General features: G+C 70.9%; 13 protein-coding genes. 5 read left to right on the plus strand and 8 right to left on the minus strand.

Annotation, left to right across the window (positions count from 1 at the left end; all coding sequences use genetic code 11):
- Positions 1-94 precede the first annotated feature (94 nt).
- Complete coding sequence (locus ACH442_RS12900) at positions 95-892, minus strand: AraC family transcriptional regulator (protein ID WP_396338148.1); 798 nt, start codon at positions 890-892, stop codon at positions 95-97.
- 50 nt (positions 893-942) lie between these two features.
- On the opposite strand from ACH442_RS12900, the gene ACH442_RS12905 reads away from it, so the two are divergent.
- Positions 943-1,356: a DUF2000 family protein gene (locus ACH442_RS12905; protein ID WP_396338149.1), complete on the plus strand. Its 414-nt coding sequence runs from the start codon at positions 943-945 to the stop codon at positions 1,354-1,356.
- 359 nt (positions 1,357-1,715) lie between these two features.
- Here the strand turns inward: ACH442_RS12905 and ACH442_RS12910 are convergent, their stop codons facing one another.
- The 3 genes from ACH442_RS12910 to ACH442_RS12920 form a co-directional block, all read right to left on the minus strand.
- Entirely contained in the window at positions 1,716-2,666 is a 951-nt protein-coding gene (locus ACH442_RS12910; RefSeq protein ID WP_396338150.1) for a ricin-type beta-trefoil lectin domain protein, read from the minus strand.
- A gap of 301 nt (positions 2,667-2,967) precedes the next feature.
- Entirely contained in the window at positions 2,968-5,577 is a 2,610-nt protein-coding gene (locus ACH442_RS12915; protein WP_396338151.1) for a VIT domain-containing protein, read from the minus strand.
- Positions 5,578-5,586: 9 nt separating this feature from the next.
- Positions 5,587-6,324 carry a MerR family transcriptional regulator gene (locus tag ACH442_RS12920; RefSeq protein ID WP_396338152.1) on the minus strand — a complete coding sequence of 246 codons (738 nt, stop codon included), beginning with the start codon at positions 6,322-6,324 and terminating at the stop codon, positions 5,587-5,589.
- A 59-nt stretch (positions 6,325-6,383) separates the two neighbouring features.
- Between ACH442_RS12920 and ACH442_RS12925 the strand changes: the two genes are divergently transcribed.
- Positions 6,384-7,076, plus strand: a complete 693-nt coding sequence (locus ACH442_RS12925; protein ID WP_396338153.1) for a cyclase family protein — start codon at positions 6,384-6,386, stop codon at positions 7,074-7,076.
- Positions 7,077-7,288: 212 nt separating this feature from the next.
- Here ACH442_RS12925 and ACH442_RS12930 read toward each other — a convergent pair whose 3' ends face one another.
- From ACH442_RS12930 to ACH442_RS12940, 3 genes are all read right to left on the minus strand, one after another.
- Positions 7,289-9,601 (minus strand): peptidase M6 immune inhibitor A, encoded by a 2,313-nt coding sequence (locus ACH442_RS12930; protein WP_396338154.1) that lies wholly within the window; start codon positions 9,599-9,601, stop codon positions 7,289-7,291.
- Between the two features lie 272 nt (positions 9,602-9,873).
- Positions 9,874-10,629, minus strand: coding sequence for an ABC transporter permease (locus ACH442_RS12935; RefSeq protein WP_396338155.1), 756 nt, complete (start codon positions 10,627-10,629; stop codon positions 9,874-9,876).
- Positions 10,626-11,513 (minus strand): ABC transporter ATP-binding protein, encoded by an 888-nt coding sequence (locus ACH442_RS12940; protein ID WP_396338156.1) that lies wholly within the window; start codon positions 11,511-11,513, stop codon positions 10,626-10,628. Before ACH442_RS12940 ends, ACH442_RS12935 begins: the two co-directional genes overlap by 4 nt.
- A gap of 133 nt (positions 11,514-11,646) precedes the next feature.
- Here ACH442_RS12940 and ACH442_RS12945 point away from each other — a divergent pair, with 133 nt between their 5' ends.
- Both ACH442_RS12945 and ACH442_RS12950 read left to right on the plus strand, forming a co-directional pair.
- Positions 11,647-12,885, plus strand: coding sequence for a sensor histidine kinase (locus tag ACH442_RS12945; protein WP_396338157.1), 1,239 nt, complete (start codon positions 11,647-11,649; stop codon positions 12,883-12,885).
- A complete protein-coding gene (locus ACH442_RS12950) occupies positions 12,882-13,532 on the plus strand; it encodes a response regulator (RefSeq protein ID WP_396338158.1) in 651 nt (216 codons plus the stop codon). The genes ACH442_RS12945 and ACH442_RS12950 overlap by 4 nt, the downstream gene beginning before the upstream one ends.
- A 28-nt stretch (positions 13,533-13,560) precedes the next feature.
- On the opposite strand, the gene ACH442_RS12955 is transcribed toward ACH442_RS12950, so the two are convergent.
- Positions 13,561-13,833: a hypothetical protein gene (locus tag ACH442_RS12955; protein ID WP_396338159.1), complete on the minus strand. Its 273-nt coding sequence runs from the start codon at positions 13,831-13,833 to the stop codon at positions 13,561-13,563.
- 108 nt (positions 13,834-13,941) lie between these two features.
- Here ACH442_RS12955 and ACH442_RS12960 point away from each other — a divergent pair, with 108 nt between their 5' ends.
- Entirely contained in the window at positions 13,942-15,570 is a 1,629-nt protein-coding gene (locus tag ACH442_RS12960; protein ID WP_396338160.1) for an amino acid permease, read from the plus strand.
- The last annotated feature ends 326 nt before the right edge of the window (positions 15,571-15,896 follow it).

The raw sequence follows: 15,896 nt of genomic DNA on the forward strand, positions 1-15,896 counted from the left end.
CGCTCTTCCGGCTGGCTCTCACCGTTCATGAGGCACGAATGACCACGGTGAGAGCCAGCCGGCGACCGAGGTTGCGGACTGGGACGGGCGCGAGCTATGGGCGTACGGGAAGAGGGGTTTGGAAGGTCTTGGGGGTGGTGCCGAGGATGCGCTTGAAGTGACGGATCAGGTGCGGCTGGTCGTAGAAGCCGCTCTGCAGCGCCACCGACGGCAACGAGTGGCCGGAAACGATCAGGCGGCGGGCGAGGTCGACTCGGCGGGAGATGACGTACTGGTGTGGGGTCATGCCGTATTCGCGGCGGAACGACCGGACCAGATGGGCCGGGGCGAAATGCAACCGCGACGACGCGTCAGCCAGCGACATGCCTTGCACGAGGTGAGCTTCGAGCAGGTCACGTAACGTTCGCGCGGCCGAGGAGTCCGGCGCCGGGACGGGATGGGCGGCCAGCCGGACGCGCAGGCGCTCCAGCGACACCGCCAGCAACTCGTTCGCCATCGGCGAGTCGCCGGGGTAGCGCAGCAGCCGGTGCACCGTCGAGATCATCCGATGCAAGCCCGGATCGATCAGCGCGGGAGCGTCCACCGAAGCGCCGATCAGCCGTTCCGGCAACTGCTCGGGCGCGAGGTAGAGGACCCGTTTGCGGAAACCGTGCCCGTTGGCGCCGGTGCCGTTGTGCGGAACCTTCGGCGGGAGCAGCGTGACGAGCTCGCCGAACGCGCCGCGCTCGTGCCGGTCCAGGTCATAGCGCACCGCACCGTCGTCGACCAGCAGCAACGTCCACGCGTCGTGCGCGTGCATCGGGTAGGCGTGCGACGGGAAACGGGCGTGCAGCACCTCGACGACGCCGTCCAGCGGGGGTCGCCACGCGTGGATCGTCGGGGCCGGTGGCACGTCAAAATCGTACAAGACCCGCAGGTAGCAGCCGGTCGACGATAGTAGCCATGACCGGATTCACCACCAAGATCGCCGTCCTGCTGCGGGACGATCTGCTCGTCTGGCAGCGCCTGAACGTCACCGCTTTCCTCGTCTCGGGGCTGGCGGCGGCCGAGCCGGAGACGCTCGGCGAGACCTACGTCGACGGCGGCGACGTCGAGTACCTGCCGATGTTCCGCCAGCCCGTGCTGGTCTTCGAAGGCGGCAAGGAACTGCTGACCGCGGCCCACACCCGGGGACTCAGCCGGGGCGTACGGATGTCGATCTTCACGTCGGATCTCTTCGCGACCGGCCACGACGCGGCGAACCGCGCGGCCGTCCGTGCGGTGCCGACCGCCGAGCTGGACCTGGTCGGGCTCGCCGTCCACGGGCCGCGGAACGCCGTCGACAAGATCTTCAAAGGCGCCTCGATGCACAGGTGACCGTTCGGAAACCGGTGACCGCCGATGCTCGGCCGCATGAGGAAACTCGCAGTGATCATCGTGGTGGCGCCGGCGCTCGCCGCGTGCGGCAAGGGCAACCCGCCGCCGATCTCCGACGCCGAGCCGGCGCAGGCGAAACAGCACAACGGCTCGACCGCGGCCCGGCGCCTCGGAATCACAGCCGCGGGCGGGCACGTCTACATCGCCGGACGGTGGTTCCTGGTCGTCGGGGTCGCCGCCGAGTTGCCGCTCGACGCGGAGATCAACCGGTCCGTGCTGATCTGTCTCCTCGTCGACCGGGCGTGGCTGTCACTTCGTCGACCGGGCGTAGCTGTCACTTCGTCGACCAGGTGTGGCTGTCACTTCAACGACCAGGCCTGGTTGGAGCGGCCGGTGCACTTGACGACCAGAACGCGGGTGCCGGGTCGAGCGCCCTCGGACGGATCGGTCAGGCACCGGTCGTTCGCCGCACTGATCAACTCCCGCCCGGTACCGACCCGCCACTGCGCGGTAGTACGCCCGTCGCACCCGGTCAGGTGCACGGTGTCGTCCCCGACGAGCAGCGCGCACTTGCCCATCACGCGCAGCGTCCCGTCGTCGGCGAGCGTCCACACCTGCGCGATCGACCGATTGCAGTCGTAGACCTGGATGAGGTTGTCGTCGACCGGGATCGCGTTCGTCAGGTCCAGGCACAGTCCGTTCCCGCTGACCAGCGTGCCGGTGCCGACCTTGGGCGGGGGCGGTGCCAGCGCCGGTGCGTTCGGCTGCGCGGTGGTTCCGCTCGGCGCGGCCGACCCGGGCGCGGTTGTGCTCACCGTCCCCGCCGTACCCGCACTGGACGGCGCCGCGGCCGTCGGCGTAGTCGTCGCGCTCGTCCGTCCCGGCGTCGAACCGCCGCCCGTGTCACTGTCGCCGCCGCCACCGACCGTCTCGTCGGCAACACCGGTCTCGGTCGAAGCGGCCGCGCTGGGCGGACCGGTCACCACGGGGAACGACGGCCCCGGAAGACCCGCGGAGAACGAGGCGTCCCGATCGGGCCGCAACGCCGTGTACCCCGCGACGGCGAGCACCGTGACGACCCCCGCACCCACGCCGGCAACCAGCAGAGTCCGTCGCTTCCCCGGCCGGGGTTTCGCCACCGTCGCGGCACCGCCGGAGAACACCGGCAACACCTGCGTCGCCGAATCCGACGCCGACCCGGCCGGCCAGGTAGCTGCCGAGGTGGTGTGCTCCCCGGGCGCGTCGTCCTGCGCCAGGAAGGGACGCACCAGCAACGGGTCTCGGTCGCTACCGAAATCCTCGTCGTCCACGGACAGTGACACCCCCCGGTCGGCAATCGATGAATCAACTTACCGGCCCTCGTCCACTTGCGCGGGGTCCGTTCGGCCGATCCACGCTTCGTATGAGCCGCCCCTGCTCCGGTCTGAGCGGTGTCCCACCCACCCGACCAGCCACTCCCCAACCGCGAACCTTCCCAGCACCGGCCCAGTTATCCCGCTCACTTTCTTTCGCGCTCCGTGCTCCTACCCACCCGTCACTTCCGGCGGCTGCCCGGCCGCCCTGACGGCTGGGCCGCCCGCGGTGGGCGGCCCGTCCTCGCCGGGTGAGCGGTCAGCGTTTCCAGAACGGTCTGGGCGTGGGCTTCGGCTGTGTGCCCGCGCCGAAGTCCGTCAGGACCCGGAGCGCCGTGGACCACTTCTCGTCGAGCGCGGCGTCGCCGTTGAGCAACGCCACCAGGTCGTGCAACGCGGTGAACTCGCCGCCGGTCAGCGACGTCAGCAGAACGGTGAGCCGACTGGCCAGATCTTCCAGCAGGTCACGCCGCTCGTAGACAGGCTGGTCAGCGGCGACGCGCAGCCGCTCGGCCTCGACGGTCGCCAGCGCGCGCACGTCGTCGAGCCCGACCCCGGCAGCGCTCTCGAACGTCCGCACCGACCGGCCGAACCCCCGAACCCGGGCACCGGACGCCGCTACACCGCCCGCAGGACCACCAGCTGCCGGAACGCCGGCTTCTGGGGCACCGGTCACAGGGCCACCGGCCTCTTGGGCACCGGTCACCGGGGCGCCAGCCGCAGGAGCCTCCGGGAGGCCGGTGCGGCGCGGCGGCCCGGTCACCGCGGGCGGCCCGCTCTCGTAGTCGGTGTCGTCGTCCTCCGCGAGCCCGCGCCAGACGGCGGCCTTCCGCCGGGGCGGCGACCCGGCATCGGCCGCGCTGGCCGGGGCGAAGCGCGGCGCGCCCGGCACGGGCCCACCGGGCGCGGGTGGGGTAGGCGGGAAGCTCCTCGAACGGACCGGCGCCGGGCCGCTCTGGAACGGCGACGGCGCGGAGGCCAGCATGACCCCGGCTGCCATCGGCGGAACCGGCGGCTCCCACCCGGAGGGCATCTCGACCGGCTGCGTCACCTTCCGCACCTTGCCGCCCTCGTTGACCACGCGCTCGTCGACAGCCACATAGGCGGTGAAGCGGCACAACACCCCGAACCGCAATGACGTGTCGACGATCTGCGGCTCCAGGGCCAGATCGCCGGCCGCATAGGCGTCCTCGAGGTCGCGCAGCCGGGCCCGCGCCCACTGCTTGACGATCGCCTGCTCGGCGCGCTCCTGCACCGCCACCGTGGCCCTGAAGTCCTGATCGTCGCGGGTCCTGCCGGTGACCGTGAGGCTGCCGGCGACCGCACCCGAGTAGCGCCCGGTGATCACCAGCGGCACCCCGGGGTAGAGCCCCGGCAGGCGCTGCGGGCTGCGCGTCCCGTCCAGCGGCGCGAACCCCTCGCCGGCGATCGACAGGCCGGTGACCAGCGGAGCGCCGATCCGGCGGTGGATGTGCTCCATCGCCTCGTCCAGCCTGTCCTCGCTCTCGACCAGCTCGGCCCGCCCGGCGCCGAGCGCGGCGAGCCGGCCCAGGAAGCCGGCGTTGACGGCCCGGTCGATGCCGATGGTGTGCAGCCGGGTGCCGCCGATCAGCGGAGTGACCTCGTGGACGATCTGATCCTCGTTACCCACCTGGCCGTCGGTGACGAGCACCAGCACCCTGTCCCGCCCGGTGCTGTCGGCGAGCAGCCCGAGGCCGGCGGTCAGCGGCGTGAGCAGCTCGGTGCCGCCGCGGGCGTCGGCGCGGGCCAGGTGCTCGACCGCGCGGTACCGATGACGGTCGGTGGCCTCGCTCAGCCCGGACTCCAGCCCGTCGGGCCGCTCGACCTGGTGGTCGAAGGTCAGCACGGCGAACCGGTCGGCGCTGGTCAGCGTGTCGATGACCCGCGCCGCGGCCCGGCGGGCGGCGACCATCTTCCAGCCGCCCATGCTGCCGGAACGGTCGAGCAGCAACACCACGTCCTTCGGACGCGGCGGCGCGGTCTCCGCCGGCGGCAGAACCACCAGTTGGTACGTCCCTTCGCCGCCCTCCCCGTCCGGCACCGCGATCGCGGTCTGACTGCCCGGCCCGTAGGCCAGCCGCAGCACGAAGTCCCGGTCGGCGCGCTCGCCCGGGGCGATCCGCAGTGTCCCGTCCTCCTCGGTGACGGTGTGCAGGCTGGACCGGACCTCGCCGAGCTCCAGCCCGGCCGGGTCGACGGTCACGCCGATGGAGAGCCGCAGCGGGTTGGGGAAGCCGGGCAGCAGCACCGGTGGCGAGATGCGAGACGCGTCCGGCACGGCGTCGGTGTCCGCCGCCTGCCCGTCGCCCGCGGCCGGCCCGGCCAGCATCGTGCCCGGGATGTAGCGCGGCGCCACGACGAGCGGGAACCGGAACGTGGCCGCGCCGTCCTCATAGGGCAGGGGGCCGACCAGCGACAACCGCACCACGACGCGCTCGCCGGGCAGGATGTTGCCGGCCCGCATCGTGAAGACGTCGGGCCGCTCCTCCTCGGCGATCGACGCGCGCTGACCGGCGGTGATGGCCTCGTCGTAGTGCTCCCGGGCGGCGCCCCGCTCCTGCAGCTCAGCCGTGACCGTGCGGTCGTCGGCGGTCATCGTCAGACCGGTGACGGCGGCGCGGTCGGGTAGCGGGAAGACATAGGTCGCCTCGAGCGCGGTGTCGTGCCCGTTCACGAACTCGGCGGTGACCTCGGTGCGCGCGACCAGGCCGTTGATCGTGGCCCGGACGTCGAGCCGGTCGAGTGGCAGGTTGCCCGAACCGGTGCGCATCGAGCCGAACCCGGACTCCGGCAGCTGCGGGAGACGCTCCAGCTCACCCGGGCCCATCGGATTGACGTAGATGATCACGGATCTCTCCTATCGGTGGAGCCCACGGGATGCGAGCAGGTCGAGCAGAGGTCGGGCCGCAGCGGCGAGCTCGGCACGATCGGTGACGTCGAGAGTGAGTGGACCAGGAACCAGCAGAATCACACCGCCGCCGAGTGGAACTCCGGTGAGCAGCGCATCCGTGCCGCCCCGAGGCAGGCCGCCGGGATCGGACGGCGGCGGGGGCACGTCGGGCGCGGGGTGGAACGGGGCCGGCACCGTACTCAAATGGGGGTCTGGTGGCCGTGAATGAAGCGAGGGCGGCGGTGAATCAGGGGCTCGCCCTCGGCGGGCCGGGCCGGAGGCCGGGTCGGGAAACGCCCAGTCGACGGTCGGCTCGGGAGGGGCCGGTGGCGTCTTCCAGAACGGCTGCCGCTCGGCCGCGGCCGGGGGAGTGGCGTCGGGGTCGACGGTGAGCAGGTCGGCCGGGACGCGCGCGAGCCCGGCCAGCCCCTCCTGCGAGACGCCGGACAGCTCGGCCTGGATCTCGGCGAGAGTCCGGCCGCCGGCCTGCAAGCGTTTGATGGCCACCAGTTGAAGAAGGTGGCGCGGGCCGTAGAGCGCGGTGCGGCCGCGCGTGCCGAGGGGGCGGTCGACCAGGCCGATCGTCGAATACCACCGGATCGAACGCCGGTCGGGCAGATCGCGGACCCGGCCGTTGGGCGCGCCGGAGTATTCCGCGGCGAGCGCCTGGCGCACCCGGTCGATCAGCTCCTCCATCGTCCACATGCCTGAGATTCTGACACTGTCAGCGTGACAGTGTCAAACTTTCGTGGCAGGATGGCGGCATGTTCGAGGATTTGAGGCTGGTGAGCCTGTCGCACGTGAACGATCCGGCCCGGGTCAGCGTCTTTCCGGGTGATCCGCCGTTCGAGCTGGAGACCGTCGCGACGCTGGAGGCCGATGGCTATTACTTACGTGCGGTTCGCGGCGGTGAGCACACCGGCACGCACTGGGGCGCGCCCGGGCACTTCACGGCGGGTGGGCTTCTCGCCGACGAGCTGACGCCGGCTGACCTGTTCCGCCCGGCGGTGAAGGTGGACGTGCGTGCCGCGTGCGCGGTCGATCCGGATCATGCGGTGACGATCGCCGACCTGGAGGCCTGGGAGCGGCGCCACGGCCGGATTCCCGCCGAGTCGGTGGTGATCATCTGGACCGGGTGGGAGGAGAGGTTCGGGAGCGCGGCATTCGAGCGACATCCCGGCTTCGCGCCGGAGACGGTGCGATGGCTGGTGGAGAGCGGGCGGCTGGGGGAGCGCGGCGGCACCGGGACTGACGCGTTCAGTCCGGATGTCAGCAGCGATACCGGGTTCGCCGTGTCCAAGCTGGTCCATCAGCGTCGCCGGATCAGTCTGGAGGTGCTGGCGAATCTTACGGATCTGCCCGCCACCGGAGCCTGGGTCCTGTGTGGCGGGCAGATCAATCGGGCCGGTTCCGGCTCGACAGCGCTCATCTACGGGGTGTTGCCACCCGGAAGTTGATCCTTCGAATACGAGGCGATGCTGCAGCGTTGGACGCCTCTGACCCGCGGTGCCGGGCACCCGCGCGGCGGGGCTGAGGGCCACGTTGTCCAGCTGAGCGCTCGCGTTGTCGGGCCGGGCACCCGCCCTGGACGCCATTCGTGGGTCTGGGTGCGGGCGGCGAGGACGTCAGCCTGAACGCCGCGCGGCCGGGCATGGCAGGCCATGTCGCGTCAATGCACGGTCGGATTCGACCGAGCCGAACGGGCCGACGAGGCATACGCGGCCGACAGCGCGGACGGTGCCGTCGGCGTTGACGGTGCCGACGGCGTTGACGGTGCCGACGGTGCCGACGGTGCCGACGGCGCGGACGATGCTGACGGCGTGTGCTGGACCGACGGCGCTGACAGTGTCACCGAAGCCGACGGCGTGGCCCCACCGGGCGCGCTCGCGGACGGTCCCGGCGCAGGCCCTACCCCCGCAACCGGCACGTCACTTCCACCCGCCGCCACCTGCCCACCACCCGGCTGCACCACCCCGTCCACGGTCAGCGTGTACGGCGCATACTGCGTGATCGTCCCGGTCGGATCGTCCTGCGCCACGATCGCCACCACCTTGGGGAACCCGCGCAGTGAAGCCGCCTGCGAGATCGGCACGACCGCGGCCCGCAGCTTCCCGAGCCCGACGAGCGACACGTGCCACCCGCGCACCGCCACCGGATGCCACTGCGTCGGCGACTTCCACCCGGTCAGCGAGTTGCTTGCGATCTTGTTGGCGCCGATCGAGACGTCCCCGATGTGCCAGCCACCGAGGTTGACCGCCGCGTCGCTGACATAGCGGAAGCCGAGCAGCACCTTCTTCCCCGCGTACGCCGAGAGGTCGTAGCTCTGCTCGACGTCCGCCACCTGCCCGGTCAGCCCGGGACCTTCCGGCCCTTTGACAGTGTTGTCCCCGGCCACCGCGGTGTACGTCTTCCCGCCGTCAGCGGAGATCGTCACGTACCCGTAATCGAAGTCCTTCTCCATCCCGTAACTGGTCGTGAACCGCAGCACCGGATCGTCGGCCGGTACTGCGACCTGCCGTGCCGCGGTCTCGTCGGTGTCGGACGCGTTGCCGCTGAAGAGCAGCCCTGAGTCGATCGTCCACGCGAGTGGTGTCGGCGGCAGCGTTCGCGCACCGGTGAAGGTCACCGAGTCGAGCGGCCCGCGCAGCCGGATGTAGTCCGCCCCGTTGGGTGCTGCTCCCGCTTGCTCGTAGTCGGACGGGTTGCCCAGGTTGATCGTCGATCGGAGTCCAGCGGCGGTGACCCGCTCGCGCGGCACTCCGGTGATCGTCCCGCCGGGTTCTCCGACTTCTTTGTCGACGAGGGTCATCACTTGGAAGTCGTGCAGCACGTCGGTGAGTCTGGTCTTGGCCGGCAGTGCTTGCCGCAGCGCGTCGAGTGACTGGTGTTTCCCGTCCCGGTGCAGCTCCGAGATGAGCTTCTCGCCGAAGCGGTCACGCAGGTAGATCATCAGTTGGTAGGTGATGCCGTAATCGGCCAGCACCTCGTTCGGGGTGCCTTCGTCCCACAGGTTCAGTGAGTTCTGCGGCCCGCCGCACTGGCGCGGGTTGGCGTTCCACGTCGTCTTGACACTGCCGAAGCCCTGGTAGCAGGCGAGGTGACTGTCGAAGCCCATGTGGTGCACGCCGAGTCGCGCGTCGACGTAGCCGACCAGCGTCTGGGCATAGTCGGACATCCCCTCGTTGAGCCAGTCCGCCTCGTCGGGGTCGGTGTAGTACTCGAGCAGGTGCTGCCATTCGTGGGCGAACGTGCCTTCGTACATCCGCGGGCGGGCGGGCCGGCTGGTGCACAGGTCGTCGGTCGGTTCGTTCTTCGGGTTGGCGCCGAGCCGGTGTGCCCAGTCGTAGGCGTCGATCGTCATCACGTTCCGGTCGAACAGCTCGTTGAGCTGCGCGGAGAAGAATCCGGCGATGTAGGTGGGCCGCTCGGGGAAGTGGAAGTAGTTGTCGTCGCGGACGTTGTCGACGAGGGTCACGGTCTTGTCGCCGTCGCCGCTGAAGTCGCCGGGCATTCCCGGGTTGGCGCCGGTCCGGTCGGGCGGCGTGCTGAACGCCGCCGTCTCCTTGGGGTAGATGTTGTCGTCGAACTGGCTGACCAGGTCCGCGACCTGTGCGTCGGTCACTTCGGTGGCGTTCTTGCGGCAGTCGTTCGTGGGGAAGGCGATGTCCTTGGCGACCCACACCTCGATGTGCTTCCCGACGGCCCGCAGCGTGTAGTCCTTGCGGTACAGGTCGTTGTCGGTGTCGTCGAGGCCGACCCAGCTGCGCACGGTGCCGATCGGTGGCGTCGCCGCGGGCGCGCGGCGGGCGGTGGGTTGCGGCCGATACCGCGCCTGCGGCAGGGCTTTTCCGTCAAGTTCCAGGTGGGTACGGGTGAGCTCTCGGCTGTCGTCAACCGCAAGTGCTCGGGCGCCTGGGCCGGTGCCGGGCGCGGGCGGCCGTTGCTGCTGCGCCGCGGCCGGGCTGGTGACGAGTGGGATCATTACCACGAGTGCAGCGAAGCTGGCAAGACCGGTGCGATTCACGAAGCGGACGTTACCTGCCTAAAGGTGCGAATGACCCCAACACGCGCAGTCGATCATGAATCATCCGCCCGCGCGGTCTCACCTGCGGTCACCGGCCGCCATTCAGGATGGCACCCTGCCCGGCCCCCGTGGCCCGGAATCGGAGCCGGGGCCGCCCCGCAATCGCCAGACGGCCCCGGCGCGGTTCGGAGCCGGGGCCGCCCCGCAATCGCCAGACGGCCCCGGCGCGGTCAGGAGACCTCGCGGCGCAGCACCCGGATCGAGCCCGCCACCAGCGGCAACAGCACCCACACGGCGACCGAGACGCCCAGCCGCGCGTACTCGCCCGAGCTCATGTCGGCCTCGGAGAGCGGCGTCGTCGTCACGTTGATGTCCAGCCACTCAGCGGCCGACTTCAAACCCTTGATCATGCTGCCGAGCAGCGTCCAGACCATCGGCAGCGCGAAGTAGAGCACGATCGCCAGCGGCGTGTTCTGCAGCAGCGCGCCGAACCCGATCCCCATCAGCACGAAGATCACCTGAAGCAGCAGACCCTGCCAGATCAGCGAGCCGTCGACGTGCCACGACCCGTCGCCGCCGATCGCCCGGCCGATCACGTTCGCGACGACGCTGAGCAGGGCGGTCGCCGCCGTGGCGGCGATCGCGATCAGCACCCCGGCGACGATCTTCGCGATCATCACCCGGCTCCGCGCCGGCACCAGCGTGAACGTCGACAGCGCCGTCCGCTGCGACCACTCGCTGGTCACGGCGAGAATGCCGAGCACCGGCAGCAGCACCGCGGACGGCAGCAGCCCGAACGTGAAGAACCCCTCGAACGTCATCTCCTCGTCCGGGGACCAGCCCAGGATGATCGCCGAGGTGGCGACCGTGGCCAGCCCGATGATCAGCAGGAGCCAGAACCCGGCCCGGGTGTCGGCGAGCTTGCGCAGCTCGACCCCGGTCAGCCGGGGCAGCGGAACGACCGGGGTCGTCGTCGTGGCGGTCATCGGTTTCCTCCGGTGCTGGTCAGACGCAGGAACATCTCTTCCAGGCCGCCGGCGCCGGCCGGCCGCAACTCCAGCAGCACCACTCCGGCCGCGGCGGCGGCCCGGGCGATGGCCTCGGGTTCGGACGGCACCAGGATCGTGCCGTCCGACGAGCGGGTGCCGGTCACGTCCAGCCGTTTCAGCACCGCGTCGAGCTCGGCCGGATCGGCCGGGCGCACCACCGTGCCGGCCGCGCCGAGCAGCGCGTTCTTGTCGCCCTGGGTGAGGATCCGGCCGCCCCCGATCACCACCAGCCGATCCGCCACCGCCTCGACCTCGCGCAGCAGATGCGAGGAGAGCAGCACCGTGCCGCCACGATCGGCGAACTCGCGCAGCAATCCGCGCATCCAGAAGATGCCCTCCGGGTCGAGCCCGTTCGCCGGCTCGTCCAGAATCAGCACGGCCGGGTCGCCCAGCATCGCGTAGGCCAGGCCCAGCCGCTGCCGCATACCCAGGGAATATGCCCGTACGCGTCGACGTGCGGCGCTGGCGTCCAACCCGACCGCGGCCAGCCGGTCCGGCACCCGCGCGGTGTCCAGCCCCATCGTCAGGGCCGCCAGCGCCAGGGTCTCCCGCCCGGTCCGCCCGGCGTGCTGCGCGGACGCGTCGAGCAGGACCCCGACGCGACGGCCCGGGTTGCCGAGCCGTCGATAGGGCACACCGGCCACGGTCGCCGACCCGGCCGTGGGCGGGGTCAGACCGCAGATCATCCGTAGGGTGGTGGATTTCCCGGCGCCGTTCGGACCGAGGAAGCCGGTGACCGTGCCCGGCTCGCACGTGAACGACACGTCGTCGACGGCACGCTGATCGCCGTACCGTTTGGTGAGGTTCTCGACCGCAATCATGTGCTCAGCGTGTCGGCCGGGACCGGGCCGCCGCTTCGGTCCACGGTCGATGTCCGGGCCTACCTTGGTCGAGCGTCCGGCACCTACTTTGGTCGGTATCGGCCGGCGGCGGCCCACTCGTAGAGTCGGACGCGTGGCGACCACCGTCGAGTTCAGCTGGCTGTTGCCGGCCACCCTGTCCGCCGAGCCGGACGCACCGGCCCGCCGGTCCACCCGCGACTGGGTGGTCGACAGCATCTGCTTCGTGATCGGGTTCGGCTTCACCGTGCTCGCCACCGCCGACCTGCTCGGGCCGAACCCGACCGTGGTGCAGGAGTGGCATCCGACCCCGCACTGGCTGATCGTGGTGGACGGCGTGCTCAGCGGCGTCGCCGGTATCGGGCTGTGGTGGCGGCGCCGGTTCCCGCTGCTCTTCGGGATCTACTGCCTGGCGCTGTCGACGTTCAGCGTCGCGATCGCGTTCACCGGTTTCGTCGCCATCCTCACGGTGGCCGTTCACTGCCGCTTCGTGGTGCTCGCCGGGTTCGTCGGCTTCGCGGGCGCGGCGAACGTGGTCTTCGCGGCGATCCGGCCGGAGAAGAACAACTCACTCCTGGAGACGTTCCTCTGGGGCCTGGCCATCGTGGTGATCCTCGCGTTGTGGGGGATGGTGGTCCGCGCCCGCCGCGAGCTGGTCGTCTCCTGGCGGGACCGGGCCGCCCGGGCCGAGGCCGAGCAGCAGTTGCGCGTCGAGCAGGCCCGCGCGCTGGAGCGCACCCGGATCGCCCGCGAGATGCACGACGTGCTGGCACACCGGATCTCCATGCTCACCCTGCACGCGGGTGCGCTGGAATTCCGTCCCGGGGCGCCGCCGGAGGAGATCGCCGGCGCGGCCGCGGTCGTGCGGACCAGCGCGCACCAGGCCATGCAGGACCTGCGGGCGGTGATCGGCGTGCTGCGCGCCGGGCCGGACGGCGGCGACCCCACCCCGGAGAAACCGCAGCCCACGCTCACCGCGCTGCCCGCCCTGGTCGACGAGGCACGGTCGGCCGGTGACAAGGTGAACCTCGAGGTGACGGCGGACCTGGGGGAGGTGCCGGCCGGCGTGGGGCGTGCGGCGTACCGGATCGTGCAGGAGGGCCTGACCAACGCGCGCAAGCATGCGCCGGGCACGGTCGTCCAGGTCCGGGTCGGCGGTGCCCGCGGCACCGGGCTCACCATCGAGGTGGTCAATCCGCTTCCGGTCGCCGCGCCGATCAAACCCCTTCCCGGTACGGGCACCGGACTGATCGGCCTCACCGAACGTGCCACCCTGGCCGGCGGCAGCCTGTCCCACGGTCCGGCGGACGGCGAGTTCCGCCTCGGCGCGTGGCTGCCGTGGGAGGAGCCGTGAATCCGGTCCGGGTCTTGATCGTCGACGACGACCCGCTGGTCCGGGCCGGCCTGTCGATGATCCTCACCGGTGCCGACGACCTGCACGTGGTCGGGCAGGCGAGCGACGGTGCCGAGGTGCCGGGAGCGGTCGCCGAGCACCGGCCGGACGTCGTGCTGATGGACATCCGGATGCCCGGCGTCGACGGGCTGACCGCGACGGAGACGCTGCGTCGCCGGCCGGATGCGCCCGAGGTGCTGGTCCTGACCACGTTCGACGCCGACGAGTTCGTGCTGCGGGCGTTGCGGGCCGGGGCCGGCGGGTTCCTGTTGAAGGACACGCCACCGGCGCAGATCCGGGACGCCGTGCTGCGTGTCGCGGCCGGTGAGGCGACGCTGTCCCCGAGCGTGACCCGGCAGTTGATCACGCATGTGACGGCGCCGCAGCCGGACCGCGGGCAGGCCGGCCGCCGGCTCGATCAGCTCAGCACGCGTGAGCTGGACGTGGCGCTCGCGGTCGCGCAGGGCAAGTCGAACGCGGAGATCGGCGCCGACCTGTTCATGTCGGTCGCGACGGTGAAGGCGCACGTCTCCCGGCTGCTGACCAAGCTCGACCTGAACAATCGCGTCCAGATCGCCCTGCTGGTCCATGACGCGGGCCTGGCCTGACCGCTCGAAGCGGCTGTGGTCCCCGCGATCACTCGAAGAGGCTGTGGTCCTTCGTCGCTCCGCCCTCGGCACGGGCGCGGGCCCGCCGGCGGAACTGGATCACCACGATGTCGACCAGGGCGACCGCCGCCCACGCCGCCAGCAGCCAGCCCGGCAGGGTCCACCCGGCCCGGAACAGCACGACGGACAGGACGGCGCACACCACCATGCCGAACGCGGCGAGGACCAGGCGCAGGTTGAGCGGACTGTACGGCTCCTCGACGGTGCCGCGGCGGCCGTGCGGTTGCGGGCCGATGGGCATGGAACCGAATCTACCCCGGCCGAGAGGGGGGAAAACAAGCCGCCCCAAGATCAGTTAACTTCGATATCTTCGGCGTCTGGCACTGATCCGCTGTGGACAGGAGGCACCGTGTCGCAAGCGGGGCTTACCGAGCAGAATTCGCACAAACTCGGCACGTGGTCCGTGTTCGTCATCGCGGTATCCGCGATGACGCCACTCACCGTGGTCGCCGGGGCTCTTCCGCTGGGCTACGGGGAGGTGAGAGAAAAGGGCATCCCGGTGGCATACGTGCTGGTCGCCGTCGTGCTGGCGATCTTCACGGTCGGCCTCACGGCGATGGCCCGGCACGTGCCCAACAGTGGCGCCTTCTATGCGTACGCGGCGAAGGGTCTCTCCAGACCGGCGGGTGTCGGGACCGCTCTCGTCGCGCTCGTGGCCTACAACGCGATGCAGATCGGCCTCTACGGCGCGTTCGGCGTGGCCGCCCACAACGCCGCGGCGATCTTCGGGCTGAAGCTGTCGTGGATCGTCTGGGCGCTGCTCGGCTGGGCCGTGATCAGCTTCCTGGGCCTGCGGCAGATCGATTTCAACGCCCGTATCCTGACCGTCCTGGTCTGCGCCGAAGTGCTGATCGTGCTGATTTTCGACGCCGTCATGCTCGGTCACCCGGCCGGCGGCTCGGTCAGCGCCGACACGCTCAACCCGGGGCTGATCGCCAGCGCGGGCGGCGTGTCCCTGCTGGTCGGCGCGGTCGCCGGGATGGTCGGCTTCGAATCGCCCCTGGTCTACGCGGCCGAGGCGCGTGACCCGCGGCGCACGGTCGCCCGCGCGATCTTCATGACGCTCGGCGTGGCCGCGATCGTCTACGGGGGCTCGGCCTGGGCGATGTCCGTCGTCGCCGGGCCCGACCGGATCATCGACGTCGCCGCGCAGTACCTCAACGACCTCTTCTTCGTGCTCCCCGACCCGTACCTGCCGACCGCGCTCATCGATCTCGGCCGGATCTTCTTCGCGACCAGCCTGTTCGCCGCGATGCTCGCCTTCCATCACACCGTCGCGCGGTATGCGCTGACCGTCGCCCGCGAAGGCGTGCTCCCGCGAACCCTCGCCCGCACTCGCGACGACGTGCCGGTCGGTGCGTCCATCGCCCAGTCCGGCCTGGCCGTCGTCGTACTGCTGATCTTCGCGGCGCTCGTGCTGAACCCGACGACGGACCTCTTCTTCTTCGGCACGGTCTCCGGTGGCCTCGGCGTCCTGGTGCTGATGGCGATCGCGTCGGTCGCGGTCGTCCGCTTCTTCCGCCGCGACGCGCACGGCGAGACGACGTGGCGCCGCTCGGTCGCCCCGTGGATCGCCGCGGTCTTCCTGATCCTGATGCTGCTGCTCTCGGTCGTCTTCTTCGGCGACCTCCTCGACTCCGACAATCCGGTCAAGGTCTACCTGCCGCCGGTCGCTTTCCTCGCCGTCTACCTGCTCGGCGTCTGGTGGGGCCGCCGCCTTCGCCGCGACCAGCCGGCGGTCTACGCCGCGATCGGCACCGGCCTTCCCCCAGAAAACCCTGGAACCCCCGATTCGGTACGCACTGAGCCCCGCCCCACCCCGCATCCGCGCGACCCCGAGCCCCCGGCAACGCCCACCGCCTCGCGAGCGCGCGACCCCGAGTCGTCGGCGATCGAGCCGCCGGCATCGCCCAACGGGACGACCCCCACACCGAAACCGATCAAGCCGGAGGGCTCCGAGAAGCCGCCAGCCGGTTGACTGAGCGTGACTTCCTGTGTGGTCTGAGTGGGGTGACGCACCCGCGATCACCCCACCGGCGCCCCGGCGCTAACCTCTCACCGGAGATCGCAACGAGCCGTGGCGATCTGGATCACCCGGCCGGTGCACGATCCGGAAACAAACCGTATGATCTCCATGTTCGTGCGGTCCACGCCGTTGAACATCCGGCAGTCGTCGTGAAACCCAAGAAGTTCTCCGGCGACCGGCCGCCCGATCCGTCGGCACCCCGGCATCCGGACCCAGCTGCCGGGCTCCGGCGGATCCGCGCTTTTCCGGCCCCGTTCGCGGGCCGGCACCCTGGGCGG

The sequence above is a fragment of the Actinoplanes sp. NPDC020271 genome (assembly GCF_044388125.1).
Classification (GTDB): domain Bacteria; phylum Actinomycetota; class Actinomycetes; order Mycobacteriales; family Micromonosporaceae; genus Actinoplanes.

What these genes read in the sequence shown, in the direction of transcription:
- ACH442_RS12905 (WP_396338149.1), top strand. Translation starts at nt 943, where the DNA reads ATGACCGGATTCACCACCAAGATCGCCGTCCTGCTGCGGGACGATCTG.
- ACH442_RS12935 (WP_396338155.1), bottom strand. Translation starts at nt 10,629, where the DNA reads ATGACCGCCACGACGACGACCCCGGTCGTTCCGCTGCCCCGGCTGACC.
- ACH442_RS12925 (WP_396338153.1), top strand. Translation starts at nt 6,384, where the DNA reads ATGTTCGAGGATTTGAGGCTGGTGAGCCTGTCGCACGTGAACGATCCG.
- ACH442_RS12920 (WP_396338152.1), bottom strand. Translation starts at nt 6,324, where the DNA reads ATGTGGACGATGGAGGAGCTGATCGACCGGGTGCGCCAGGCGCTCGCC.
- ACH442_RS12940 (WP_396338156.1), bottom strand. Translation starts at nt 11,513, where the DNA reads ATGATTGCGGTCGAGAACCTCACCAAACGGTACGGCGATCAGCGTGCC.
- ACH442_RS12930 (WP_396338154.1), bottom strand. Translation starts at nt 9,601, where the DNA reads ATGATCCCACTCGTCACCAGCCCGGCCGCGGCGCAGCAGCAACGGCCG.
- ACH442_RS12955 (WP_396338159.1), bottom strand. Translation starts at nt 13,833, where the DNA reads ATGCCCATCGGCCCGCAACCGCACGGCCGCCGCGGCACCGTCGAGGAG.